At 57.3% G+C, this 22,599-nt stretch carries 18 protein-coding genes and 4 pseudogenes; 16 read left to right on the plus strand and 6 right to left on the minus strand.

The genetic code is table 11. From position 1 onward, the window contains the following. Positions 1 to 38: 38 nt before the first annotated feature. Positions 39 to 464 (minus strand): helix-turn-helix domain-containing protein, encoded by a 426-nt coding sequence (locus tag AC4PCC_RS07925; RefSeq protein ID WP_492126987.1) that lies wholly within the window; start codon positions 462 to 464, stop codon positions 39 to 41. A 111-nt stretch (positions 465 to 575) separates the two neighbouring features. Here AC4PCC_RS07925 and AC4PCC_RS07930 point away from each other — a divergent pair, with 111 nt between their 5' ends. The 4 genes and pseudogenes from AC4PCC_RS07930 to AC4PCC_RS07945 all read left to right on the plus strand — a co-directional run bounded on the left by AC4PCC_RS07930 (position 576) and on the right by AC4PCC_RS07945 (position 6,657). Next, the gene (locus AC4PCC_RS07930) at positions 576 to 3,635 is read left to right on the plus strand and encodes a CHC2 zinc finger domain-containing protein (RefSeq protein WP_492126988.1); all 3,060 of its coding nucleotides are present in this window, start codon (positions 576 to 578) and stop codon (positions 3,633 to 3,635) included. 28 nt (positions 3,636 to 3,663) lie between these two features. Beyond that, positions 3,664 to 4,719: a site-specific tyrosine recombinase XerC gene (gene xerC / locus AC4PCC_RS07935; RefSeq protein WP_492126989.1), complete on the plus strand. Its 1,056-nt coding sequence runs from the start codon at positions 3,664 to 3,666 to the stop codon at positions 4,717 to 4,719. A gap of 832 nt (positions 4,720 to 5,551) precedes the next feature. Beyond that, positions 5,552 to 6,364 (plus strand): annotated as a pseudogene (locus tag AC4PCC_RS07940) (VENN motif pre-toxin domain-containing protein); the annotation flags it as partial. After that, positions 6,361 to 6,657, plus strand: a complete 297-nt coding sequence (locus AC4PCC_RS07945) for an immunity protein CdiI family protein (protein WP_492126990.1) — start codon at positions 6,361 to 6,363, stop codon at positions 6,655 to 6,657. The pseudogene AC4PCC_RS07940 and the gene AC4PCC_RS07945, both read left to right, overlap by 4 nt. A 40-nt stretch (positions 6,658 to 6,697) precedes the next feature. On the opposite strand, the gene AC4PCC_RS07950 is transcribed toward AC4PCC_RS07945, so the two are convergent. After that, complete coding sequence (locus AC4PCC_RS07950) at positions 6,698 to 6,907, minus strand: SymE family type I addiction module toxin (protein ID WP_492126991.1); 210 nt, start codon at positions 6,905 to 6,907, stop codon at positions 6,698 to 6,700. Between the two features lie 81 nt (positions 6,908 to 6,988). Continuing rightward, positions 6,989 to 7,414 carry a helix-turn-helix domain-containing protein gene (locus AC4PCC_RS07955; RefSeq protein WP_492126992.1) on the minus strand — a complete coding sequence of 142 codons (426 nt, stop codon included), beginning with the start codon at positions 7,412 to 7,414 and terminating at the stop codon, positions 6,989 to 6,991. A 112-nt stretch (positions 7,415 to 7,526) separates the two neighbouring features. Here AC4PCC_RS07955 and AC4PCC_RS07960 point away from each other — a divergent pair, with 112 nt between their 5' ends. The 4 genes and pseudogenes from AC4PCC_RS07960 (at position 7,527) to AC4PCC_RS07975 (ending at position 13,682) form a co-directional block, all read left to right on the plus strand. Then, complete coding sequence (locus tag AC4PCC_RS07960; protein WP_492126993.1) at positions 7,527 to 10,589, plus strand: CHC2 zinc finger domain-containing protein; 3,063 nt, start codon at positions 7,527 to 7,529, stop codon at positions 10,587 to 10,589. A gap of 28 nt (positions 10,590 to 10,617) precedes the next feature. Then, positions 10,618 to 11,673, plus strand: coding sequence for a site-specific tyrosine recombinase XerC (gene xerC, locus AC4PCC_RS07965; protein ID WP_492126994.1), 1,056 nt, complete (start codon positions 10,618 to 10,620; stop codon positions 11,671 to 11,673). A 1,224-nt stretch (positions 11,674 to 12,897) separates the two neighbouring features. Continuing rightward, positions 12,898 to 13,299: pseudogene (locus AC4PCC_RS07970) on the plus strand (hypothetical protein); the annotation flags it as partial. A gap of 5 nt (positions 13,300 to 13,304) precedes the next feature. After that, entirely contained in the window at positions 13,305 to 13,682 is a 378-nt protein-coding gene (locus tag AC4PCC_RS07975) for a CDI toxin immunity protein (protein WP_492126995.1), read from the plus strand. Positions 13,683 to 13,739: 57 nt separating this feature from the next. On the opposite strand, the gene AC4PCC_RS07980 is transcribed toward AC4PCC_RS07975, so the two are convergent. Together AC4PCC_RS07980 and AC4PCC_RS07985 are read right to left on the minus strand one after the other, a co-directional pair. After that, positions 13,740 to 13,892 (minus strand): SymE family type I addiction module toxin, encoded by a 153-nt coding sequence (locus AC4PCC_RS07980; RefSeq protein ID WP_492126996.1) that lies wholly within the window; start codon positions 13,890 to 13,892, stop codon positions 13,740 to 13,742. A 163-nt stretch (positions 13,893 to 14,055) separates the two neighbouring features. Further along, positions 14,056 to 14,319: pseudogene (locus tag AC4PCC_RS07985) on the minus strand (helix-turn-helix domain-containing protein). A 52-nt stretch (positions 14,320 to 14,371) separates the two neighbouring features. Between AC4PCC_RS07985 and xerC (AC4PCC_RS07990) the strand changes: the two are divergent. The 4 genes and pseudogenes from xerC (AC4PCC_RS07990) to AC4PCC_RS08005 form a co-directional block, all read left to right on the plus strand. Further along, a pseudogene (gene xerC, locus AC4PCC_RS07990) lies at positions 14,372 to 15,184 on the plus strand (site-specific tyrosine recombinase XerC); the annotation flags it as partial. A gap of 53 nt (positions 15,185 to 15,237) precedes the next feature. Then, positions 15,238 to 15,501: a type II toxin-antitoxin system ParD family antitoxin gene (locus tag AC4PCC_RS07995; RefSeq protein WP_067710087.1), complete on the plus strand. Its 264-nt coding sequence runs from the start codon at positions 15,238 to 15,240 to the stop codon at positions 15,499 to 15,501. Next, complete coding sequence (locus tag AC4PCC_RS08000) at positions 15,498 to 15,821, plus strand: type II toxin-antitoxin system RelE/ParE family toxin (protein WP_067710085.1); 324 nt, start codon at positions 15,498 to 15,500, stop codon at positions 15,819 to 15,821. Before AC4PCC_RS07995 ends, AC4PCC_RS08000 begins: the two co-directional genes overlap by 4 nt. Positions 15,822 to 16,345: 524 nt before the next feature. Next, positions 16,346 to 16,624: a hypothetical protein gene (locus AC4PCC_RS08005; protein ID WP_492126997.1), complete on the plus strand. Its 279-nt coding sequence runs from the start codon at positions 16,346 to 16,348 to the stop codon at positions 16,622 to 16,624. A gap of 278 nt (positions 16,625 to 16,902) precedes the next feature. Here the strand turns inward: AC4PCC_RS08005 and AC4PCC_RS08010 are convergent, their stop codons facing one another. After that, the gene (locus AC4PCC_RS08010) at positions 16,903 to 17,112 is read right to left on the minus strand and encodes a SymE family type I addiction module toxin (RefSeq protein WP_492126998.1); all 210 of its coding nucleotides are present in this window, start codon (positions 17,110 to 17,112) and stop codon (positions 16,903 to 16,905) included. A 181-nt stretch (positions 17,113 to 17,293) separates the two neighbouring features. Here AC4PCC_RS08010 and AC4PCC_RS08015 point away from each other — a divergent pair, with 181 nt between their 5' ends. From AC4PCC_RS08015 to AC4PCC_RS08030, 4 genes are all read left to right on the plus strand, one after another. Continuing rightward, complete coding sequence (locus AC4PCC_RS08015) at positions 17,294 to 17,824, plus strand: O-acetyl-ADP-ribose deacetylase (RefSeq protein ID WP_492126999.1); 531 nt, start codon at positions 17,294 to 17,296, stop codon at positions 17,822 to 17,824. Between the two features lie 232 nt (positions 17,825 to 18,056). Then, positions 18,057 to 19,013, plus strand: coding sequence for an HTH-type transcriptional regulator Cbl (cbl, locus tag AC4PCC_RS08020; RefSeq protein ID WP_067710079.1), 957 nt, complete (start codon positions 18,057 to 18,059; stop codon positions 19,011 to 19,013). A 127-nt stretch (positions 19,014 to 19,140) separates the two neighbouring features. Beyond that, complete coding sequence (locus AC4PCC_RS08025; protein ID WP_492127000.1) at positions 19,141 to 20,601, plus strand: NAD-dependent succinate-semialdehyde dehydrogenase; 1,461 nt, start codon at positions 19,141 to 19,143, stop codon at positions 20,599 to 20,601. Between the two features lie 377 nt (positions 20,602 to 20,978). After that, positions 20,979 to 22,448: an aldehyde dehydrogenase family protein gene (locus AC4PCC_RS08030; protein ID WP_492127001.1), complete on the plus strand. Its 1,470-nt coding sequence runs from the start codon at positions 20,979 to 20,981 to the stop codon at positions 22,446 to 22,448. The last annotated feature ends 151 nt before the right edge of the window (positions 22,449 to 22,599 follow it).

Here is a 22,599-nt window from a genome sequence, read left to right on the forward strand (position 1 = left end):
TTCCACCACCTTCAGCCCGCGCTCTAAAAATCGTCTCGTTAGCTGTCGGTCTCCTGCTGCTGTGCCTGGGCGAGCACCGCATCCAGCATCTCTGCCACCATCTTCTGCCGGGCCTTCGGGAGCTGGCTGATCGCCTCAATCTGCTGTTCCAGCCGGGATGCCGGGCCGCGCTTGCGCGGGGTGTGTTCCGTCTCTTCCCCGAGTAATCCTTCCAGAGAAACCGAAAGCAGCTTCGCTACAGCGGGCAGTATGGATAACTGTATCCGCCGCCTGCCTGCCTCCCAGGACTGCACGGCCTGTTGTGACACGTTCAGTTCCTTCGCCATCTGTGCCTGAGTCAGGCTGGATGCCTTGCGCAGCGCAGCCATACGCTTGCCCAGCGTAGCCATAAATATCTGTTCTTCATTGGTGACAGGAGCGGCCATCGTCGTTTTTACCGTGGTTGTGCGTGACTTGATGACCATAATCTACCTCCTGTTTTACAACTTACTGTTGTGTATACTACCAACTGTGGTATGTTGTGGTTGAGTTATTTTTATCCAAACCCTATTGACAGGTTTTACAGGAGTTGAGCGATGGCGCGTATCCCACAGCACGAACTGGATGGACTGAAACGGTCAGTGTCACTGGTGACGTTGGTGCGATCGCAGGGGTATAAGCTGCGCAAGCAGGGCCGGGACTATGTGCTGTTGTGCCCGTTCCATCAGGAAAAGACGCCCTCGCTGGTCATCTCCCCGGACAAGAACCTGTATCACTGCTTCGGCTGTGGGGCGGCGGGGTCGGTGGTTGACTGGGTGATGAAAACCCACTCGGTCTCACTGCCCAAGGCCGTCGCGTTACTGCGTAACGAACCGGGTGTTGAAGGTGGGGCAACGTCTTCTTTAGCCGAATCTGTTGCTGCCCCTTCGCGCCCGAAACTCGCCGATCTGGACGACGACGGCCAGGCGCTGCTCAACCAGGTGATCGACTTTTACCATCAGCAGTTGCTGGCCTCCCCAGAGGCACTGGAGTGGCTGAGCAGCCGTGGCCTTACCCATCCCGAACTGGTGAGCCACTTCCGGCTGGGCTATGCCGGGACACATGGGATCGGCGGTGAGGCCGGGGTGTTGCCGTCAACCCAATCGAAGGAGGGTAAACGGCTGCGGGAACGCCTGGTTGAGGCGGGGGTGTTGCGTTCACAGACCCGTCAGGATCACTTCCGGGGCTGTGTGGTGATGCCGGTGATCGGCTGGTCTGAGTCGGCCAATGTGGCGCAGCGTGGCCGGGTGTTGCAGCTCTACGGGCGTAGGACGTTGGCAGACCACCAGATCAAGAAGGGATCGTCCCGGCACCTGTATCTGCCCTCGCCGCTGGTTGGGGTGTGGAACGAAGCCGCGCTGAAAGCCTCCTCAGAGGTGATCCTGTGTGAGGCGCTGATCGACGCCATGACCTTCTGGTGCGCCGGGTTCCGCAACGTGATCGCCGCCTACTGTTGCAACGGCTTCACGGCGGATCATCTGGCGGCGTTGCAGTACCACGGCGCGAAGCGGGTGTTGATCGCCTTCGATCGGGACGAGGCGGGGAATCGCGGGGCGGATGCGATCGCCGGTGATATGCTGGAGCTGGGGATCGAAGCGTGGCGGGTGCGGTTCCCGCAAGGGCTGGATGCGAACGCGTTCGCGCTGAAAAGCGGTAACCCGGAGGCGGCGTTGGGGCTGGCGTTGCAACAGGCGGCCTGGATGGGTCACGGCACCGGGCCGGGTACGGTGTTCTCCCATGAGACGCCGTTACGCAGTAACGATGACGACGCGGAGGGCCAGGGAGGTGCATCCATCTCTTCGTTAGCCGCCCCTGCGCCGGGCGTTGACGTCGTGCCGTGCGAGCAGACCGCCACGGGTGAGCTGTTGTTACGCTGTGGCCCGCGTATCTGGCGGGTGCGGGGCTGGCAGAAGAACACGTTGCCGGAGGTGATGAAGGCCAATGTGCAGGTGCGGGACGAGGCCAGCGGGGCGTTCCATGTTGACCAGCTCGACATGTACCACGCCAAACAGCGCCAGAGCTATATCAGTACGGCGGTGGTCGAGCTGGGCTGTGAGCTGAGCGTGATCAAGCGTGAATGTGGCCGGGTGTTGCTGATGCTGGAGCAAAAGCAGGATGAAGCCCGCCTGGCTGTGGAGCAGGCCGCGCCTGCTGCCGTGGCGTTGAGTGCCGAGGACGAAACCGCCGCGCTGGCGCTACTGAAATCCCCGGATCTGGCCGGGCAGATAGTGAGTGATCTGGCGGCCTGCGGGGTGGTGGGAGAGTCCACCAATCTGTTGACCGGCTACCTGGCGGCTACATCGCGCAAACTGGACAAGCCGCTGGCGGTACTGATCCAGAGCAGCTCGGCGGCGGGCAAGTCGTCGCTGATGGACGCGGTGCTGGGGATGATGCCGGAAGAAGAACGTATCCAGTACAGCGCCATGACCGGGCAGAGCCTCTACTATCTGGGGGAAACCAGCCTGCAACACAAGATCCTGGCGATAGCGGAAGAGGAAGGGGTACGGCAAGCTGCGTATGCGCTGAAGCTGTTGCAGTCGGACGGAGAGTTGAAGATCGCCTCGACCGGCAAGGACGAGCAGAGCGGCGAACTGATGACGCGGGAGTACAAGGTGCAGGGACCGGTGATGCTGATGCTGACCACCACGGCCATCGACGTAGACGAGGAGCTGTTGAACCGCTGCCTGGTACTGACGGTGAACGAGAGCCGGGCGCAGACGCAGGCGATACACGCGATGCAGCGCCATGGCCAGACGCTGGAAGGGTTGTTGGCGGTGAGCGAAAAGGGCTATCTGACGGCGTTGCACCAGAATGCACAACGGCTGCTCCGACCGCTGAAGGTGGTCAATCCGTTCGCACATCGGCTCACGTTCCTGAGCGACAAGACCCGTACCCGGCGCGACCATATGAAATACCTCACCCTGATACAGTCGATAGCGCTGCTGCACCAGTACCAGCGTGACGTGAAACGGGCCGAGCACCGGGGCAGCGTTATCGAGTATATCGAGGTGACGCGGGAGGATATCGCGTTGGCGAACCGGCTGGCGCATGAGGTGCTGGGGCGGACACTGGACGAGATGCCGCCGCAGACGCGCAAGCTGTTGTTGCTGGTACAGGAGATGGTCAAGGGGATGGCGGCGCGACAGCACTGCCAGCCGGGCGAAGTACGGTTCACGCGGCGGGATATCCGGGGCTGGACGAACTGGAGCGACAGCCAGTTAAAGAACCACTGTATGCGCCTCACTGAAATGGAGTACCTGTTGCTGCACGGCGGCAGTCGTGGCCATCTGCTGCGCTACGAGCTGCTGTGGGACGGCGGTAACGGTGATGAAAACTACCTGTGCGGGCTGCTGAATGTGACCGGAAACGGAGAAAACAGCGAGGGCAGTGAGCGTAAGTCTGGTCATATTAATAGCAAGTCTGATGTGGGGGCAGGCAGGTCTGCCCCAGGTCTGGTGCAAGTCAGGGCTGAGTCTGCCCCGCAAAATATGGCCTCAGAGCAGGCAGAACACGGGTTAAGCGCTACACAAGTCTGTCCGGAGCAAAACGCAGTAATAAGGGAAAAAAAGAAAACCCCGCTACCGCCTTCGCCCTCGTTATCTGAATCCTCTTCTTAGTCGCCAGCCCTGACACCGGAGCGTCAATATGGCCAACCGTAAAACCCGTTCAAACTGTCTTCTTACCGTTGATGAAATCTACCGCCAGCCGGTCGGCCCGGCCACCCATCCGAAAAGCCTGTATGCGCTGCTGCTGCGGTTCGTGAAGTGGCGGCGTGAGCGGAACTGGTCAGAGACCACGCTGAAGACGCAGACGCATCACAGCTACCGCTTTATCTGTTGGGCTGGCGAACGCGGTCTGTACCATGCCGGTGACGTCACGCGCCCGGTACTGGAAAGCTATCAGCGTTACCTGTACGGCTATCGCAAAAGTAACGGCGAACCGCTTACCAGCCGGACGCAGCGCACCACGCTCCAGCCGCTTCAGGTGTGGTTCAGCTGGATGACGAAGCAGGGGCTGATACTGGCGAATCCGGCGGCAGACCTTGAGCTGCCCCGGCTGGAAAAGCGCCTGCCGCGTACCATCCTGAGCGTGGAACAGGTGGAGGACATCGTGAGCCTGTGCGACCTGAGCACGCTTCAGGGCATCCGTGACCGGGCGCTGCTGGAGCTGCTGTGGTCAACGGGCATCCGGCGGGGTGAGGTGGCCAGCCTTGAGCTATACAGCGTGGACTTCAGCCGGAAGATACTGACCATCGTGCAGGGCAAGGGAAAGGTGGACCGGGTAATACCGGTGGGAGAGCGTGCGCTGTGGTGGCTTAACCGCTGGCTGCATCATGTACGCCCGGAGGTTCTTGCCGTCCCTGACTGCAAGGCGCTGTTCCTGGCGATGGACGGCATGGCGGGGCTGACGGCCAGTGGTATAACAATGGCCGTGGTGCCGTACCTGAGAGCGGCGGGCATCGACAAAGGGAGCTGCCACCTGTTCCGCCATGCGATGGCGACACAGATGCTGGAGAACGGCGCGGACCTCAGATGGATACAGGCGATGCTGGGTCACAGGAGCGTTGAATCAACCCAAATCTACACGCAGGTGAGTATCCGGGCACTTCAGGCAGTGCATGCCTCAACCCATCCGGCAGAGCAGCGGGAGAACCCGGAGCCGGACGCAGCAGCGGAGCCGCCGGACAGCCCGGTGAGTTAGCCGGTTCTCTGTAAGTGCGGCGGGTTCAGTGCACGGCAGAGCGCCGCGTCCGTGCGGCGATCTGCCTTCATCACGTTCGGTGTGCGCGGGGGTAAATGGCCGTGCAGCGGCACGGGCCACGCGCACAATGCCGGTCAGGCGTGGCCGCTTCCCGGCCATTAAACATAATGTGCAGGTATTATACGCAGTCGTCCCGCAGAGCCCCTCAGCCCGGCCCGCCCTCAACGAGCGGGCCGTCTTCGTATAATACACATTATGTCGTGCGCCCCCGCGTTGTACGGCGGGGTGGGGCCGCCCTCCCTGGCGGCGTCAGCAGCAGTGCAAACCCTCAGCAAACAGCAATAAGGCAGGTCGGCCCCAGGGCCTCCGCTGAAAGGCGTTCATGCCCGCCCGGCTGCGTCAGGCTGCACGGGGTCGCACTGCGCTGCGCTTCGTTGCTCCTTCCCCGTTCGCCCGCTTCCGCTGCCCGCCCCGGTCCGGTGTGGTCATGCAAAACCGTGCGTTCCCTCGAGCTTCGGCGCTTCAGAGCGCTGTCCAGCGCTGCGGGCCTCGCCAGCCCGCGCCCGGCAGACGGTTCCCCGGGCCACAGCGAGCTGTGACCCGGCTCCCGCCGCGATGTAAAAGCGGTAATGACAGACGGTCTGAAGTTGTTAAAATACGCGGGTGCAGGCGTGATGCCACGGCGTGGCGGTAGCGTGTCCGGGGCTGAAAAAGCGCGTCGGGGCAAAAAGTTGCTGCACCGGACGTGCAACAGGGAAAACAGCCTCTAACCCACGGAAAGCACAGGGAAAAATGGTGTACGCTGGCTAAGTGAACGTCGGAAAGAGTTGTTGTTGAGAATAACTATCTTCATGCAGATCAGGCGCTGACGTTCGATAAAGAGCTGTCGGACTGCCGGAAATCGGGGGGTAACTGCCAGTCGGTTATTGATAAGTGGAAACAGGTCAGTGATAAACAAAGCGCCGAAACCGACCAGAAGCTGAAAGATAACCCGCTGGAAGCCGTGGTTGTTGATAAGGAGCTGGCTCAGGGCGGCGTTGATATGACAGAGCGCCCCGGCTGGCTGGGGAATCTTCCCGGCGTGGATGTGATGACCAGCGACGAAGCAAAAGCTTACGTTCAGCAGTGGAACGGTCAGGATTTGGCGAAGATCGATACAAATAGTCCTGAGTGGACGAAGTATGCTGCGTTCGTGTCTGATCCTGAGAATCAGGCAGCAGTAGCATCGCTGGGAATGTTGGGTAAAGATCTTTTCCTGATAGCAAAAAATAGTTTTGCAACTAAATCCTTATTTAAAGAGATGACAACTCAGGGTATTAAATTTACACCAGAAAATGTTGTGGGTGCTGCAAAGGATAATAGTGGAAAGATCATTTTCCTTGAGAAGGGTAATTTTAAATCAGGGCTACAACATATTGTCGAAGAACATGGTAGTCAATTTGCAAAAATAGGTGTATCAGAAGCACGAATTCCTGATGTGGTAATGAAAGCTGTCACGGATGGTAAAATAGTTGGTTACCAAGGGTCTGGAACTGGTCGGCCAATATATGAAGCGATGATAAACGGTAAAAAATACAATATTGCTATTACTGTAGGGAATAACGGGTATATCGTGGGTGCTAACTTACGAGGTTCAGTAAAATGAAAAAAATAAAATTGATGGCTGACTACCATTGTCATCCATTATGGGGGACAACTCTGGGAGATTTTGGAGATATATCTCCTGAAGAACTACCGATATCATCGGAGTTGAAATGCAGTCTCAGAGAATGGGCTGAACGATATGATGCCATACTTAATATGGATGATCCGGCGTCATCTGGTTTTAAAAGTGAAGAGGAAGAAAAACGATTTATTGATGATGGTTATAAGTTGACTTATCTTCTTCAAGAAGAACTTGGAGATAACTATATTGTTATTTACCACTCTAAGTATTAATTAATCCCGGCCAACGAGCCGGGATTTTTTTATCTGCCGATCACTCCTCAGCCAGCCGGATGATCAGCTGTCCCGGTTCCGGGATCACCTCGATCTTCTGCCCGGTCTCAAAGCCAAAATCTGCCATCCAGTGCCCTTTAAGGGTGATGGACGGTGACGGCTGAAACTTCCGTTGGTCGCGGATATATCCCACGGTATAACGCCGTGCTTTGGTTGAGACGTGTTCTGACTTATGATGTTGCGCAGCCATGGTTAACTACCTCGCATAGTTGGTTGTGGTCAGTGGGCTGTCGGTGGTGAGACACCTTCAGCCCGCGCTAAATCTCTTCTTTTAGCCGTCAGTTCCTGCCTGCTGTGCCTGCGCAATGACGGCGTCGAGCATCTCCGAAACCAGCTTCTGCTTACTCTTCGGCAACTGGCCGATCGTCTGGATCTGTTGTTCCAGCCGTGAGGCCGGGCCTCGCTTGCGTGGTGCGTTCTCCACTTCCTCTCCCAGCAAACCTTCCAGCGAAACCGAAAGTAGCTTAGCTACAGCGGGCAGTATCGGGATCTGGATACGTCTTCTGCCTGCTTCCCATGACTGTACCGCCTGCTGGGAAACGTTAAGCGCTTCAGCCATCTGTACCTGAGTCAGCCCGGCGTCTTTACGCAGGGCGCTGATGCGGAGACCTAACTCCGTCATAAATACCTGTTCTTCACTGCTGATTGATGCGGCCATCGTCGGTTTTATCCGTATTACCTGTGACTTGATGACCATAATCTACCCCCTGTTTTACATCTCACTGTTGTAAATACTACCTACTGTAGTATATGCTTGTCGAGTTATTTTTACTGAAACCCTATTGACAGGTTTTTAAGGGAGCAGCGGTATGAAAGGCAGAATGACCCCGGAAGAACTGGAGCAGCTAAAGTGTGACGTGTCGCTGGTTATGGTGGCGCAAAGCCAGGGCCATAAGCTGCGTAAGCAGGGAAAGGCCTTCGTCACCCTCTGCCCGTTCCATCATGAGAAAACGCCTTCCTGTTCAATCAGCCCGGACAAAAACCTCTGGCACTGCTTCGGCTGCGAGGCGGGCGGTTCGGTCCTGGACTGGCTGCAACACACTGAACGGCTGACTTATCCGCAGACGCTGGTACGGCTACGGGAGCTGGCTGGCTCTGCCAGTTCCTCAGCCGCTGCCGTTCCTGCACCTTCTTCGCCGCCTGTGGCCCGTCAGACGCTTACCGACCTGGACGACGACGGCCAGGCGCTGCTGCATCAGGTCACCGGTTGGTATCACCAGAACCTGCTGAACAGCCCGGATGCGCTGGCCTGGCTGGAAAAACGCGGCCTGAACCATCCTGAGCTGGTCAGCCACTTTAAGCTGGGGTTCGCCGGGGCGCACGGCGTGGCGGGGGCGCTGCCGTCGCCGCACTCGAAGGAAGGCAAATCCCTCCGCGCAAGGCTTACGGCGCTGGGCGTGGTGCGTGAGTCAAGCCGGCAGGATCACTTCCGGGGCTGTCTGATCGTACCGGTTAGCGGCTGGTCAGAGGGTTATGATCCGGCTACCCGTGGCCGTGTGTTGCAGCTGTACGGTCGCCGCACGATGGCGGATCATCAGATAAAAAAGGGATCGGCAAAACATCTGTATCTGCCATCGCCGCTGGCCGGGGTGTGGAATGAGCAGGCGTTAACCAGCTGTGACGAAGCGATCCTGTGTGAAGCGCTGATCGACGCCATGACCTTCTGGTGCGCCGGTTACCACAACGTGATCGCTGCTTACGGGGTGAATGGCTTTACTGCCGATCACCTGGCGGCGTTGCAGTCTCACGGGGTGAAGCGGGTGATGATCGCCTTCGACAGGGACGAGGCCGGGGATCGGGGGGCGGAAGCTGTCGCGGCAGAGCTTGCCGGGGCGGGGATCGAGGCCTGGCGGGTGCGGTTCCCGGCAGGGCTGGATGCGAATGCGTATGCGCTAAAAAGTGGCAGTCCTGAATCCGCCTTCGCGCTGGCGCTGGAGCAGGCAGTCAGAATGGCGGCACCGGTGATATCCGACAGCGGCTCAGGTGTTGCGGCTGAAGCCGTGCCCGTCAGCGGTGAAAACCTCCCTTCCTCAGCCGCCCGGCCGGTCGTTCAGACGGCAAACGTTGCCCCTGCAACCGTTGCCATCGCCTGCGAAATCACGCCCTCCGGTGAACTGTTGCTGCGTTCCGGCCCGCGCGTGTGGCGGGTGCGCGGCTGGCAGAAGAACACCCTGGCAGAGGTGATGAAGGTCAACGTGCAGGTGCTGGACGAGTCAACAGGCGCGTTCCATGTGGACAGCTTCGACATGTACCACGCGAAGCAGCGCCAGGCGTATATCAGCTGTGCCGCAAACGAGCTTGGTTGCGATATCGCAGTGATAAAACGCGAGGCTGGCAGGGTGCTGCTGGCGCTGGAACAGCAGCAGGACGAACAGCGCCGGACGGCAGAGACGGAGCAGGCTTCCGGCGCTGTGACAGTCTCCGGTGACGAAGAAGCCGAAGCGCTGGCGCTGCTGAAATCACCTCTTCTTACAGAACGCATCGTCAGTGACCTCGCATCCTGTGGCGTGGTCGGCGAGTCGGCCAACCTGCTGACCGGCTATCTTGCGGCAACCTCGCGCAAGCTGGATAAGCCGTTAGCCGTGTTGATACAAAGCAGCTCGGCGGCGGGCAAGTCCTCGCTGATGGACGCGGTGCTGTCGCTGATACCGGAGGAAGAGCGCATCCAGTACAGCGCCATGACCGGGCAGAGCCTTTACTACCTCGGTGAGACGTCATTGCAGCATAAAATCCTGGCGATAGCGGAGGAAGAAGGCGTCAGGCAGGCGGCCTACGCGCTGAAGCTGTTGCAGTCGGACGGCGAGCTGAAAATCGCCTCGACGGGCAAGGACGAATCCAGCGGCGACCTGGTGACGCGGGAGTACAAGGTGCAGGGGCCGGTGATGCTGATGCTGACCACCACGGCCATCGACGTAGACGAGGAGCTGTTGAACCGCTGCCTGGTACTGACGGTGAACGAGAGCCGGGCGCAGACCGAAGCGATACACGCCGCGCAACGTAAAAGCCAGACGCTGGCCGGGCTGCTGGCGCAGTCGGAGAAGAGTTATCTGACGAAGCTGCACCAGAACGCCCAGCGGCTGTTACGCCCGCTGAAGGTGGTCAACCCGTATGCGGAACAGCTCACCTTCCTCAGTGATAAAACCCGGACGCGGCGCGACCATATGAAGTACCTGACGTTAATCCAGTCGGTGGCGCTGCTGCACCAGTACCAGCGGGAGGTGAAACGGGCTGAACATCGCGGGCAGGTGCTGGAGTATATCGAGGTGCAGCCGTCTGATATCGCCCTGGCGAACCGGCTGGCTCATGAGGTGTTAGGCAGAACGCTGGACGAGATGCCGCCGCAGACGCGAAAGCTGCTGGTACTGATACAGGCGATGGTGAAGGAGATGGCCACGGCGCAGAACTGCCAGCCGTGTGAAGTACGGTTCACGCGGCGGGATATCCGGGGCTGGACGAACTGGAGCGACAGCCAGTTAAAGAACCACTGTATGCGCCTCACTGAAATGGAGTACCTGCTGCTGCACGGCGGCAGTCGTGGCCATCTGCTGCGCTACGAGCTGCTGTGGAACGGCGGTAACGGTGATGAAAACTACCTGTGCGGGCTGCTGAATGTGACCGGAAACGGAGAAAACAGCGAGGGCAGTGAGCGTAAGTCTGGTCATATTAATAGCAAGTCTGATGTGGGGGCAGGCAGGTCTGCCCCAGGTCTGGTGCAAGTCAGGGCTGAGTCTGCCCCGCAAAATATGGTCTCAGAGCAGGCAGAACACGGGTTAAGCGCTACACAAGTCTGTCCGGAGCAAAACGCAGTAATAAGGGAAAAAAAGAAAACCCCGCTACCGCCTTCGCCCTCGTTATCTGAATCCTCTTCTTAGTCGCCAGCCCTGACACCGGAGCGTCAATATGGCCAACCGTAAAACCCGTTCAAACTGTCTTCTTACCGTTGATGAAATCTACCGCCAGCCGGTCGGCCCGGCCACCCACCCGAAAAGCCTGTACGTGCTGCTGCTGCGGTTCGTGAAGTGGCGGCGTGAGCGGAACTGGTCAGAGACCACGCTGAAGACGCAGACCCATCATAGCTACCGCTTTATCTGTTGGGCTGGCGAACGCGGTCTGTACCATGCCGGTGACGTCACGCGCCCGGTACTGGAAAGCTACCAGCGTTACCTGTACGGCTATCGCAAAAGTAACGGCGAACCGCTTACCAGCCGGACGCAGCGCACCACGCTCCAGCCGCTTCAGGTGTGGTTCAGCTGGATGACGAAGCAGGGGCTGATACTGGCGAATCCGGCGGCAGACCTTGAGCTGCCCCGGCTGGAAAAGCGCCTGCCGCGTACCATCCTGAGCGTGGAACAGGTGGAGGACATCGTGAGCCTGTGCGACCTGAGCACGCTTCAGGGCATCCGTGACCGGGCGCTGCTGGAGCTGCTGTGGTCAACGGGCATCCGGCGGGGTGAGGTGGCAAACCTTGAGATATACAGCGTGGACTTCAGCCGGAAGATACTGACCATCGTGCAGGGCAAGGGAAAGGTGGACCGGGTAATACCGGTGGGAGAGCGTGCGCTGTGGTGGCTTAACCGCTGGCTGCATCATGTACGCCCGGAGGTTCTTGCCGTCCCTGACTGCAAGGCGCTGTTCCTGGCGATGGACGGCATGGCGGGGCTGACGGCCAGTGGTATAACAATGGCCGTGGTGCCGTACCTGAGAGCGGCGGGCATCGACAAAGGGAGCTGCCACCTGTTCCGCCATGCGATGGCGACACAGATGCTGGAGAACGGCGCGGACCTCAGATGGATACAGGCGATGCTGGGTCACAGGAGCGTTGAATCAACCCAAATCTACACGCAGGTGAGTATCCGGGCACTTCAGGCAGTGCATGCCTCAACCCATCCGGCAGAGCAGCGGGAGAACCCGGAGCCGGACGCAGCAGCGGAGCCGCCGGACAGCCCGGTGAGTTAGCCGGTTCTCTGTAAGTGCGGCGGGTTCAGTGCACGGCAGAGCGCCGCGTCCGTGCGGCGATCTGCCTTCATCACGTTCGGTGTGCGCGGGGGTAAATGGCCGTGCAGCGGCACGGGCCACGCGCACAATGCCGGTCAGGCGTGGCCGCTTCCCGGCCATTAAACATAATGTGCAGGTATTATACGCAGTCGTCCCGCAGAGCCCCTCAGCCCGGCCCGCCCTCAACGAGCGGGCCGTCTTCGTATAATACACATTATGTCGTGCGCCCCCGCGTTGTACGGCGGGGTGGGGCCGCCCTCCCTGGCGGCGTCAGCAGCAGTGCAAATCCTCAGCAAACAGCAATAAGGCAGGTCGGCCCCAGGGCCTCCGCTGAAAGGCTTCATGCCCGCCCGGCTGCGTCTGGCTGCACGGGGTCGCACTGCGCTTCGCTCCGTTGCTCCTTCCCCGTTCGCCCGCTTCCGCTGCCCGCCCCGGTCCGGTGTGGTCATGCAAAACCGTGCGTTCCCTCCAGCGTCGGCGCTTCAGAGCGCTGTCCAGCGCTGCGGGCCTCGCCAGCCCGCGCCCGGCAGACGGTTCCCCGGGCCACAGCGAGCTGTGACCCGGCTCCCGCCGCGATGTAAAAGCGGTAATGACAGACGGTCTGAAGTTGTTAAAATACGCGGGTGCAGGCGTGATGCCACGGCGTGGCGGTAGCGTGTCCGGGGCTGAAAAAGCGCGTCGGGGCAAAAAGTTGTTGCCCCGGAAGTGCAGCAGGAAAAAATGCTTCTAACCTGCGGAATGCACAGGGAAAAATGCTGTTCGTCGTCAGGCTGTGCCCCGGATAAAGTTGTTGTTGAGAATAATGCGCTGAGTGTTAAGGAAAACCAAGAGCGCGCCAAAGAAATGACTCAGTGCCAGGGAAGTGAGGCTTGCACCGCCGTAGTTGAGAAATACAAGAAGATTAACGCCGAACAGCATGAAAGTGTTGTGAACTGTTCCGGTGCTCAAGACTGTGTTGATAAGGCTAATGAAGTCGGCAAGTTACAGGCAGATTACGCTATACGTACCAACGAGTTGATGGAAAAAGCGCGCGCTAATGGCGGTCTGAGTCCGGCAGATCAGGATGAATTATCCATTCTGCAAGTGACTTCGATCCAGCTTGAGGCAGACAGAAATGCGGCGATTCATAACGCATTGATGTCCGGAGATTCAGCGGAAGCGAGGCAGCTTGCGATAAACTCGCTGGCTCAGGTGGCAGGAACAAGTGCGGCAGGGATCGCTGCTGGAATCGGGAAAATTAAACCTGGTACACAACCAGGAAATCGAATTGAACAAACACTTTCCCCTGAGAAAAATTGGGAAAGCGCTCGAAATAAAGCATTGGATATTGTCGGTAATTTAGGTGCTGATTCTAAACCTGTGATTGGACGGTTGGAAGTAAGTGCTGGAAATGGGAAAGTTATTGGGCGGCAATCTAGTGACGGTAAAGTTGGTTGGCGTGTTGATTATGATCCAGACAAAGGCACACATATTAACTTATGGGATTATTCTCAAGGTAAGGGACCAGGAAAAGCGGTTAAGCAGGTCATACCATTTGGGGGTAACGAAAAAGCTTTTGAAACGATATTGAAGCAGCTAAACAGGTAGAGAACATGACTTTATTTGAAGAGTGTCAAGAAGCACTTAGTGCTGATTTTAGTATTGTCGAAGGGCAAGAAAAGAAAGAAGCTCTTGATATTTTTAATAAATACCCCTTTGTAACGGGAGCCATTTCTTGGCCGGAAATTGAATATTCCGATTATGAAGATATTGATGATTTATTGAATATAAGTTTCATGAAAAACTCTGATGTATTCGTTCTTGTTGATGATGCCAGTATTCCTATTTTCAGGGCAAATTTTAGTTTAATCGCTGAAAATATTTATGATGTAACAGCCTTATCACCGAAGTTATTTATTTTTAATAATGAAATCATACTGCAACCTTTATTCCCAACTGAAATGTTCCGTTTGGGAATAAGATCTAAATAAAGATAATCTGAAAAATTAATATCCCGGCCAACGAGCCGAGATCCTTTTACCTGCCGATCACTCCTCAGCCAGCCGGATGATCAACTCCCCCTGTTCACAAATCACCTCCACCTTCTTCCCCGTCTCAAACCCCAGATCCCCCATCCAGTGTCCCCGCAGCGTGATCGACGGTGACGGACGGTGCTTAATATGATCCTTAATGTAACCCACGGTATAGAGCCGGGCTTGGTTGAAACGTATTCTGACTTATGATGTTGCGCAGCCATAATCAACTCTTAGTTAGTTGGTTGTGGTCAGCGGGTTGTCGGTGTTCCACCACCTTCAGCCCGCGCTCGTGTTAACTCTCTTCTTTAGCCGCCTTCCTTGCAGAGTCCTAGCGGCGGGACTGGTACTCGGTAATCAGGCTCTCCAGTACTTCACGGACTATCGCCTGTTCGTTCACCGGCAACTGGCTGATGGCTTCAAACTGAAGCGCCAGCTCACCTTCAGGTCCACGTTCATGTCCATCAAACAACAAAAAATCGGTACTGACATGTAGCGTGGTGGCAATCTTCTTCAGTGCATCAAGAGAAGGCATCGCCTGGCCGCTCTCGTACTACTTCCAGCTGTTAACGTGCAGGCCAACGGCATCAGCCATCGCCTGCTGGGACAGGCCAGGCTCTTTACGTAGTAAGTTAAGTCGCGCAGGTACCCGCCCGGTGCTGGAGCGTTATCAGCGGCATCTGTACCAGTATCGCAAAACCAACGGTAAGCCGCTCTCCAGCCGGAGGCAGCGCACCACGCTCCAGCCGCTTCAGGTGTGGTTCTCCTGGATGGTAAAACAGGGGCTGATACTGGCAAATCCGGCGGCAGACCTTGAGCTGCCACGGCTGGAAAAACGCCTGCCGCGTACCATCCTGAGCGTGGGCGTGGAACAGGTGGAAGAGATAGTGAACCTGTGCGACCTGACCACGCTTCAGAGCATCCGTGACCGGGCGCTGCTTGAGCTGCTGTGGTCAACGGGTATCCGGCGGGGTGAGGTGGCCAGCCTTGAGATATACAGCGTGGACTTCAGCCGGAAGATACTGACCATCGTGCAGGGCAAAGGAAAGCAGGACAGAGTGATACCGGTGGGTGAGCGGGCGCTGTGGTGGCTTAACCGCTGGCTGCATCATGTGCGGCCAGAGCTGCTGGCGGCAGCGGACTGTAAGGCGCTGTTCCTGGCTATGGACGGTCTGGCAGGTCTGACGGCCAGCGGCATCACAATGGCGGTGGTGCCTTACTTAAGAGCGGCGGGTATCGACAAAGGGAGCTGCCACCTGTTCCGCCACGCAATGGCGACGCAGATGCTGGAGAACGGCGCGGACCTGCGCTGGATACAGGCGATGCTGGGCCACCGGAGCGTACAGAGTACGCAAATCTACACGCAGGTGAGTATCCGGGCGTTGCAGGCGGTGCATGCGCGTACGCATCCTGCGGAGCAGCGGGAGGCAGATAAACCGAAAGTTGATGGAGAAGAGTAACTCTGAAATACTAACAGTTATTAACTGATAGTAATCCGGGTGGAGAAACGACCATGCCAACCAGCGTAGCACTCAGTCCTTACTTCGAAGCGTTCATCCGCGAACAGATAGAAAGCGGGCGTTACAACAACACCAGTGAAGTGATCCGTGCGGGACTCAGAGCACTGGAAGAACGGGAGCAGCAGATGAAACTTGAAACACTGCAAAAAGCGGTCAGCGCAGGGATAAACAGCGGTGAAAGCAAAAGTGCTGAAGAGGTGTTCGGGCGTCTGTCACGCAAATACCAACGCATGGGCGAAGGTGAGCAGACGAAATGAAACTGGGTATATCACCACTGGCAGAGCAGGATATGGAAGCCATAGGTGACTATATCGCGCAGGATAACCCGGTACGGGCAGTGAGCTTCACGGAAGAGCTGTATCAGCAGTGCCTGCTGATAGGGGAATCACCGGGCATCTACAGAGAAAGACCCGAGCTGGGGCAGTGCGTCAGAAGCTGTGCCTACGGGCGCTATCTCATCGTGTTCAGGGTGCTTGATACTGAAGTGCGTATAGAGAGGCTGCTGCATGGCTCACGGGATATTATAACGCTGTTCACTGAACCGGACGGAGCATCAGAGCCACCGGATAGCCCGTAAAGTTAGCGGAGCCGTCTGTGAGCTGAGTTGTTCGCTGTGCGGCAACGCGCCGCGTCCGTGCGGGGCTCTGCCTTCATCACGTTCGGTGTGCGCGAGGGTAAATGGCCGTACAGCGGTACAGGCGGCGCACAATATGGCGGTTCAGGCGTGGCCGCTGCCCGGCCATTAAACATGATGTGTGGGTATTATACGCATCCGTCCCGCTCAGTCTCAGCGCCCGGCCCGCCGTTATCGTGCGTGCTGTATGCGTATAATACACATTATGTCGTGCGCCCCCGCGTTCAGCGTCGGGGTGGGGCCGCCCTCCACGGCGGCGCTGGCCTGTTCAACGTGTTCAGGCAACAGCAATAAGGCAGGTCCGCCTGACGGCCTCCGCCGAAGGGCTTTATGCCCGCCCGGCTGCGTCTGTCTGCGGCGGCCAGGCAAATGTATTCAATCAGTTAAACAGCGGGGGGCTTTTCAGTGCTACGGATGCGCTTATAGCCACAGATATCAGCGGACTAACTCAGGGTAAAGGATACTGGTTGACTGAAGTAGCAAGTGTTACTGGTGCTTATACAGGCGCTAAATTGCAGGGGAAAGATGCTACAGCTCCGATCCCCGATGCAGGCTTGAGAACCCTTGAAGGTGCTACCATAGGAAAAGGTGTGGAGCGACTACAAGCAACAATTCCTCAATTCACTATACCTAAAATAACAGGGGCAGTCGCTGAATCTGCCGGTTCTGAATATCCTGGAAGTTCCGCAAAGAATCCAGCCGAAAAAGTTCAGCAAAAATTGGAGAAAAAGAGTGATGCAAAATAAGAAAATTAAGCTCTTATTATTATTGGTCACTTCGTGGATAGTTGGTTTTTTCATTACTCTCGTAGGTGGTCGATTACTTATATCCTTGGCATCCTATTTTTTAGTGAGTGATTTTGATCGAAATCACTTAATCAGAGACACTGAAATATCAATCGGATGCGGGATTATTATTGGTGTGGGGCAATGCCTCATGTCGAAAGAGAAACCGGCCTCGCCTTTAAATCCCAGGTAACACAAGCAAACCCAGGCCACCAGGCCGGGATCTTTTTACCTGCCGATCACTCCTCAGCCAGCCGTATGATCAACTCGCCCTGCTCACAAATCACCTCAATCTTCCTGCCCGTCTCAAAACCCAGCGCCCCCATCCAGTGGCCCCGCAGCGTGATCGACGGTGACGGCTGGAGCTTAATGTGAACCCGGCCATAACCCACGGTATAACGGCGGGCTTTGGTTGAAACCTGTTCAGATTTATGATGTTGCGCAGCCATGATAACTATCTCGTAAAGTTGTTGTGGTTAGCGGCGGGATGAGGTGCGAACTCACTCCTGCCGCGTTCAGTCAACGTCTGTTACTGTTAAACCCGAATTATTACCCTAAACTTAAACCACTTCTCAGGCGCTGAGATAAGCACCTTCCTTCTGAAAATGATCTTAACGGGGGCTTCAACCGATGGATAATCGAATAGAAATCATCCAGGGGGATATCACTCGAATCCCCGTTGATGCGATTGTTAATGCGGCTAACAGTTCTCTCCTGGGAGGCGGGGGAGTGGATGGGGCAATCCATCGCGCGGGAGGGAAACAAATACTTGAAGCCTGTCAGGCTATACGGGCCAAACAGGGGGGCTGTAACGTGGGCGACGCCGTGATTACGGTCGCGGGGCACCTGCCTGCCAAATATGTCATTCACACCGTCGGGCCCCACTGGAGTCAGGGTGGAAATAACGAGGAGGCACTTTTAGCAAACTGTTATATCAATTGCCTCCGGCTGGCAGAGGATAATCATATAAAGACCCTCTCTTTTCCGAATATCAGCACCGGGATTTACAGATTCCCGAAACAGAAAGCCGCAGAAATCGCGTTGAAAACGATCGCCAGCGGCCTGATAAATCATCATAATATTGAAAAAATAATTATCGTCTGCTTTGAAAGGGAGAATTACGCTATTTATAAGGCATTAGAAAAAGATCATTATTGTTGATAACGGTATCTCTGCAGGTGGCCCGCCGCGAAAGCGGCGTAAAAGCGCCTGATATCGCTCCAGCTTATGCATCCTCCCTCCCGACGTGCAGTTTATCTGTATCTGTCCACCTGTCTCTTTACCCATACCCTTATCACTAAAAAGCATATAAAACCTCTTTTTATTATTTGTTGCTATGAGTATGCCTCCTTAACATGATGTGAAATATCAGTTAACAGAGGGAGGGACGCGCGTGAATTTTCAACAGCTTAAAATTATTAAGGAAGCGGCACGCTGCGAGTTTAATCTTACCGAAGTGGCAAACGCGCTGTTCACCTCCCAGTCCGGTGTCAGCCGCCATATCCGCGATCTGGAAGATGAACTGGGCGTTGAGATTTTTATCCGGCGCGGCAAGCGGCTGCTGGGCATGACCGAGCCGGGTAAGGCGCTGCTTACCATCGCCGAGCGTATCCTGGATGAGGCGGGCAAGGTGCGCCGACTGGCCGATGTCTTTACCAATGAGTCCAGCGGCGTGTTGACCATCGCCACCACCCATACCCAGGCGCGCTACAGCCTGCCCAGGGTAATTAAAGCTTTCCGTGCGCTCTATCCCAACGTCAGGCTCGAACTGAATCAGGGATCGCCACAGGAAATCGTCTCGATGCTGGTGGCAGGTGAGGCCGATGTGGGGATCGCCAGCGAACAGGTGGTTAATAATCCGTCGCTGGCGGCCTTCCCCTGGTTTAGCTGGCACCATGCGCTGCTGGTACCTAAGGGGCATGAGCTTGAGCAGCAGCAGCCGGTGTCCCTGGCCGCGCTGAGCCGCTATCCGCTGATCACTTATCGTCAGGGCATCACCGGGCGTTCCCGGGTTGACCGCGCTTTCCACGGGGCGGGCCTTAAGCCTGATATCGTATTAAGCGCCCAGGATTCAGACGTGGTGAAAACCTATGTGGAGCTGGGTCTGGGCGTCGGCGTGCTGGCCGATCAGGCCTGTCAGCTGGATGAGCATTCGTCCCTGACGCGGCTGGAAGCGAAGCATCTGTTCGAGTCGAATACCGTCTGGCTGGGGCTGAAGCGCGGGCAGCTCCAGCGTAACTATGTCTGGCAGTTCCTGGAACTCTGTAATGCCAACCTTTCCCTGGAGGAGATCAAGCGTCAGGCGCTTTCCGCCAGCGAGGAGGAGCCGGTTATAGATTTCCAGATCTGACCCCCACGGCATAAAATTTTGTTTGGGGCTGAAAATGGGCGTTTAGCCCGTGGACCGCCCTGTACATAGCGCAGCATTCGTTCCCGGCCCTCCGCTAGAGTGGAAATAACACTTATAAGGGGACGACATGCTTACTCAACGTTTAAACGATCCATTGCTGCTGCGCCAGCAGGCCTTCTTTGCGGGCGGCTGGCGCGACGCCGATAACGGTGAAACGCTGCCCGTTATTAACCCCTCCACCGGCGAGCGAATAGCCACCATCCCGGCTCTGGGTGCGGAGGAGACCGCCCGCGCCATCGCCTTTGCTGAGGCCGCCCGGCACGAGTGGGCGAAAACGCCCAATGCCCAGCGCGCGCAGCGGCTGGAAGCCTGGCACCAGCTGATCCTCGACCATGCCGATGACCTGGCGGTGATTATGACCGCTGAACAGGGTAAACCGCTGGCCGAAGCGAAAGGAGAGGTGCTGTACGGCGCCAGCTTTGTGAAGTGGTTTGCCGAGGAGGCCCGACGTATCTACGGCGAAACCCTCCCCGCGCCGGGAAACGATCGCCGCATCCTGGTCATCAAGCAGCCGGTCGGCGTGGCGGCGGCCATCACCCCCTGGAACTTCCCGATTGCGATGATTACCCGGAAAGTCGCCCCGGCGCTGGCGGCTGGCTGCCCCATTCTGGTTAAACCCTCTGAACTGACGCCTCTCTCAGCGCTGGCGCTGATGGAGCTGGCCACCCGCGCGGGCATCCCGCCCGGCGTTCTGCAAATCCTTACCGGCCTGCCGCAGGGCATTGGTGGCGAACTCACCGCCAGCCGCACCGTGCGTAAAATCTCCTTTACCGGATCCACCCACGTGGGCCAGCTGCTGATGCAGCAAAGCGCAGACAGCATTAAGCGTCTCAGCCTTGAGCTGGGCGGTAATGCGCCGCTGATCGTCTTCGATGATGCTGATCTGGAGATTGCCGTCGCCGGAGTGATAGTCAGCAAATTTCGCAACGCCGGACAAACCTGCGTCTGCGCCAACCGGATACTGGTTCAGCGCGGCATCTATCCCCGCTTTGTCCGGCGACTGCTGGAAGAGGTCAGCCGCCTTACCGTCGGTGATGGCTTTAAGGAAGGTACTACACTTGGGCCACTGATCAATGCGGCGGCGGTGAGCAAGGTTAATGCCCATATTGAAAATGCTCTCGGCCTGGGTGCCACGCTCCTGACGGGCGGCCTCAGTCAGGGGCCTGGCACCTTTGTTGCCCCTACGGTGCTCGGTAACGTTACACCCGACATGCGCATCGCCAGTGAAGAAACGTTTGGTCCGGTCGCCCCGCTGTTTATTTTTGACACGGAAGATCAGGCGATCGCCATGGCCAATGATACGCCTTATGGCCTGGGGGCCTACTTCTTCACTGAAGATCTGCGCCGCGCGTGGCGCGTGGGTGAGGCGCTGGAATTTGGCATGGTGGGCTATAACACTGGCGCCATCTCCCTGGAAGTGGCGCCCTTTGGCGGCATAAAAATGTCCGGCGTGGGGCGCGAAGGCGCACATCATGGTCTGGACGAATATCTTGAAATTAAGGCCTTTCATTTCGGGAGTTTGAGTTAACGTTAGCCGTGAAAAACTATTACGTGCCCGCACTGGTTAACCTGCTGCGGGCTTTTTTTTTATTATATTGCGGCCATGCATTTCTGATTTTTTCTCATGTCTGGTGCAGCCAAAGGCGCATTTGCTCTGCAATGGTGCGTTTATAAAACAATAAAAATCATCTGCTTACGGAAGCGGCTAATCAGTGAGATTTAGCCGCTAATTACGGCATAAAATTTTTTTCAGCCAGGGTTTACGCATTTATATTTTTTTACGGACTGGCATGCTTACTGCATTAGTTAATTCAGGCCAGAACCGCCGGACGGTTATTTAGTTAGCAGGCTAAATACAGGCGGGATCGCATGGGCAACAGGTCCGGTAAATATAGAGGTTTATTAATGCTAAGTTTCGATCCTGAAAAGATTGCACTGCCAGAAGGCCACTATATTAACGGCCAGCACCGACGGGGAGAGGGGGAAGGATTCGCCGTAAAGCGCCCCTCCGACGGGCTGCTGGCCGGCGAACTGGCCGACGCCGACGCCGCGCAGGTAGATGAAGCAGTCGTCATCGCCGATCGGGCCGTCAGGCAGAGTGGGTGGGCCAGCGCGCCTCCCCGCCAGCGAGGTGCGGTACTGCGGCGCTGGGCCGATCTGATAGTAAATGACCTGCCGCTCGCGCAGCTTGAGGCACTGGGCTCCACCCGTCCGATCCATGATGTCGTTAATCACGAAATTCCGTTCACCGCCGAGGCGATTCGGTTCTATGCCGAGTGCGCAGATAAATACAGCGGCGACCTGCTGCCGACCCGGCACGCCAGCCTTGGGATGCTGATCCCGGAACCCTACGGCGTGATTGCCGCGATTACCCCGTGGAATTTCCCGCTGTCGATGGCTTCCTGGAAGTGTGGCCCGGCGCTGGCGGCAGGCAATGCGGTGGTGCTCAAGCCGTCCGAGCTGACGCCTTATTCCAGCGTACGGCTCGCCGAGCTGGCGGTGCAGGCCGGGCTGCCAGCCGGGGTGCTGAACATCGTACAGGGCAGCGGTGCGGTAACCGGCAGCGCGCTGGTGGCGCATCCGCTGGTGCGAAAAATTTCATTTACCGGCTCAACGCAGACCGGCGCACGCATTATGAGCGAGGCCGCCTGGCATGGGATGAAGCCGGTTACGCTGGAGCTGGGTGGCAAAAGCCCGCAGCTGGTCTTTGACGACGCGGATGATGTGCAGGAGGTTGCGCTGAGGATCCTGCGCGGTTTTACCGCCAACGGCGGTCAGGCATGCGTGGCCGGTACCCGCCTGATCGTCCAGCGTGGCATTGCCGCGGCGCTGATCGAACGGCTGACTGCGCTCTGTCAGGGCTTTACGCCGGGCGTCACCTGGAACGAGAACAGCCGCTATGCCCCCATGATTGATGGCCGTCAGGCCGCGAAAGTGGAGCAGATCGTCACGGAGGCCCGGCGGCTAGGCGGTGAAATTCTGGTGGGCGGCCAGCGATTTGCTGACACGGGTGGGGGCTGTTTCTGGCAGCCGACGCTGATAGCCAACGTCTCGCCCGACAGTCCCGCGGTGCAGGAGGAGATCTTTGGCCCGGTCCTGACCGTGCAGATATTCGATGAGGAAGAGGAGGGGCTGACGCTGGCAGGCCATGCCACCTACGGCCTGTGTGCGGGGGTACACACCAAAAATCTTGACCGCGCGATGCGGGCGATGCGTGGGATTGCCGCGGGTACGGTATGGATTAACCGCTACGGCCGCTCCGGCGACTTCATTATTCCCACCGGCGGCTTTCAGGGATCGGGCATCGGCAAAGATCTGGGCCGACAGGCATTTGAAGCCTGCCAGCGTTACAAAAGCGTGCTGATCGATTTTTAAGCGCCTGCTAAGGGTCGTCGGCGCGTGCTGAACGACTTCTGAGCGCCTGACAACAGTCGTCAGCGCGTGCTGAACGACTTCTGAGCCCCTGACAAAAGTCTTCGGCGCGTGATGGGCGAGCTTTGCGCGTTCGTCAGCGAAGTCAGCATGT

It is taken from the genome of Erwinia sp. L03-1 (assembly GCF_058686115.1).

Excerpts from the sequence above, each read along its gene's own strand:
- AC4PCC_RS07925 (WP_492126987.1), bottom strand. The coding sequence starts at position 464 with ATGGTCATCAAGTCACGCACAACCACGGTAAAAACGACGATGGCCGCT.
- AC4PCC_RS07930 (WP_492126988.1), top strand. The coding sequence starts at position 576 with ATGGCGCGTATCCCACAGCACGAACTGGATGGACTGAAACGGTCAGTG.
- xerC (WP_492126989.1), top strand. The coding sequence starts at position 3,664 with ATGGCCAACCGTAAAACCCGTTCAAACTGTCTTCTTACCGTTGATGAA.
- AC4PCC_RS07945 (WP_492126990.1), top strand. The coding sequence starts at position 6,361 with ATGAAAAAAATAAAATTGATGGCTGACTACCATTGTCATCCATTATGG.
- AC4PCC_RS07950 (WP_492126991.1), bottom strand. The coding sequence starts at position 6,907 with ATGGCTGCGCAACATCATAAGTCAGAACACGTCTCAACCAAAGCACGG.
- AC4PCC_RS07955 (WP_492126992.1), bottom strand. The coding sequence starts at position 7,414 with ATGGTCATCAAGTCACAGGTAATACGGATAAAACCGACGATGGCCGCA.
- AC4PCC_RS07960 (WP_492126993.1), top strand. The coding sequence starts at position 7,527 with ATGAAAGGCAGAATGACCCCGGAAGAACTGGAGCAGCTAAAGTGTGAC.
- xerC (WP_492126994.1), top strand. The coding sequence starts at position 10,618 with ATGGCCAACCGTAAAACCCGTTCAAACTGTCTTCTTACCGTTGATGAA.
- AC4PCC_RS07975 (WP_492126995.1), top strand. The coding sequence starts at position 13,305 with ATGACTTTATTTGAAGAGTGTCAAGAAGCACTTAGTGCTGATTTTAGT.
- AC4PCC_RS07995 (WP_067710087.1), top strand. The coding sequence starts at position 15,238 with ATGCCAACCAGCGTAGCACTCAGTCCTTACTTCGAAGCGTTCATCCGC.
- AC4PCC_RS08000 (WP_067710085.1), top strand. The coding sequence starts at position 15,498 with ATGAAACTGGGTATATCACCACTGGCAGAGCAGGATATGGAAGCCATA.
- AC4PCC_RS08010 (WP_492126998.1), bottom strand. The coding sequence starts at position 17,112 with ATGGCTGCGCAACATCATAAATCTGAACAGGTTTCAACCAAAGCCCGC.
- AC4PCC_RS08015 (WP_492126999.1), top strand. The coding sequence starts at position 17,294 with ATGGATAATCGAATAGAAATCATCCAGGGGGATATCACTCGAATCCCC.
- AC4PCC_RS08025 (WP_492127000.1), top strand. The coding sequence starts at position 19,141 with ATGCTTACTCAACGTTTAAACGATCCATTGCTGCTGCGCCAGCAGGCC.
- AC4PCC_RS08030 (WP_492127001.1), top strand. The coding sequence starts at position 20,979 with ATGCTAAGTTTCGATCCTGAAAAGATTGCACTGCCAGAAGGCCACTAT.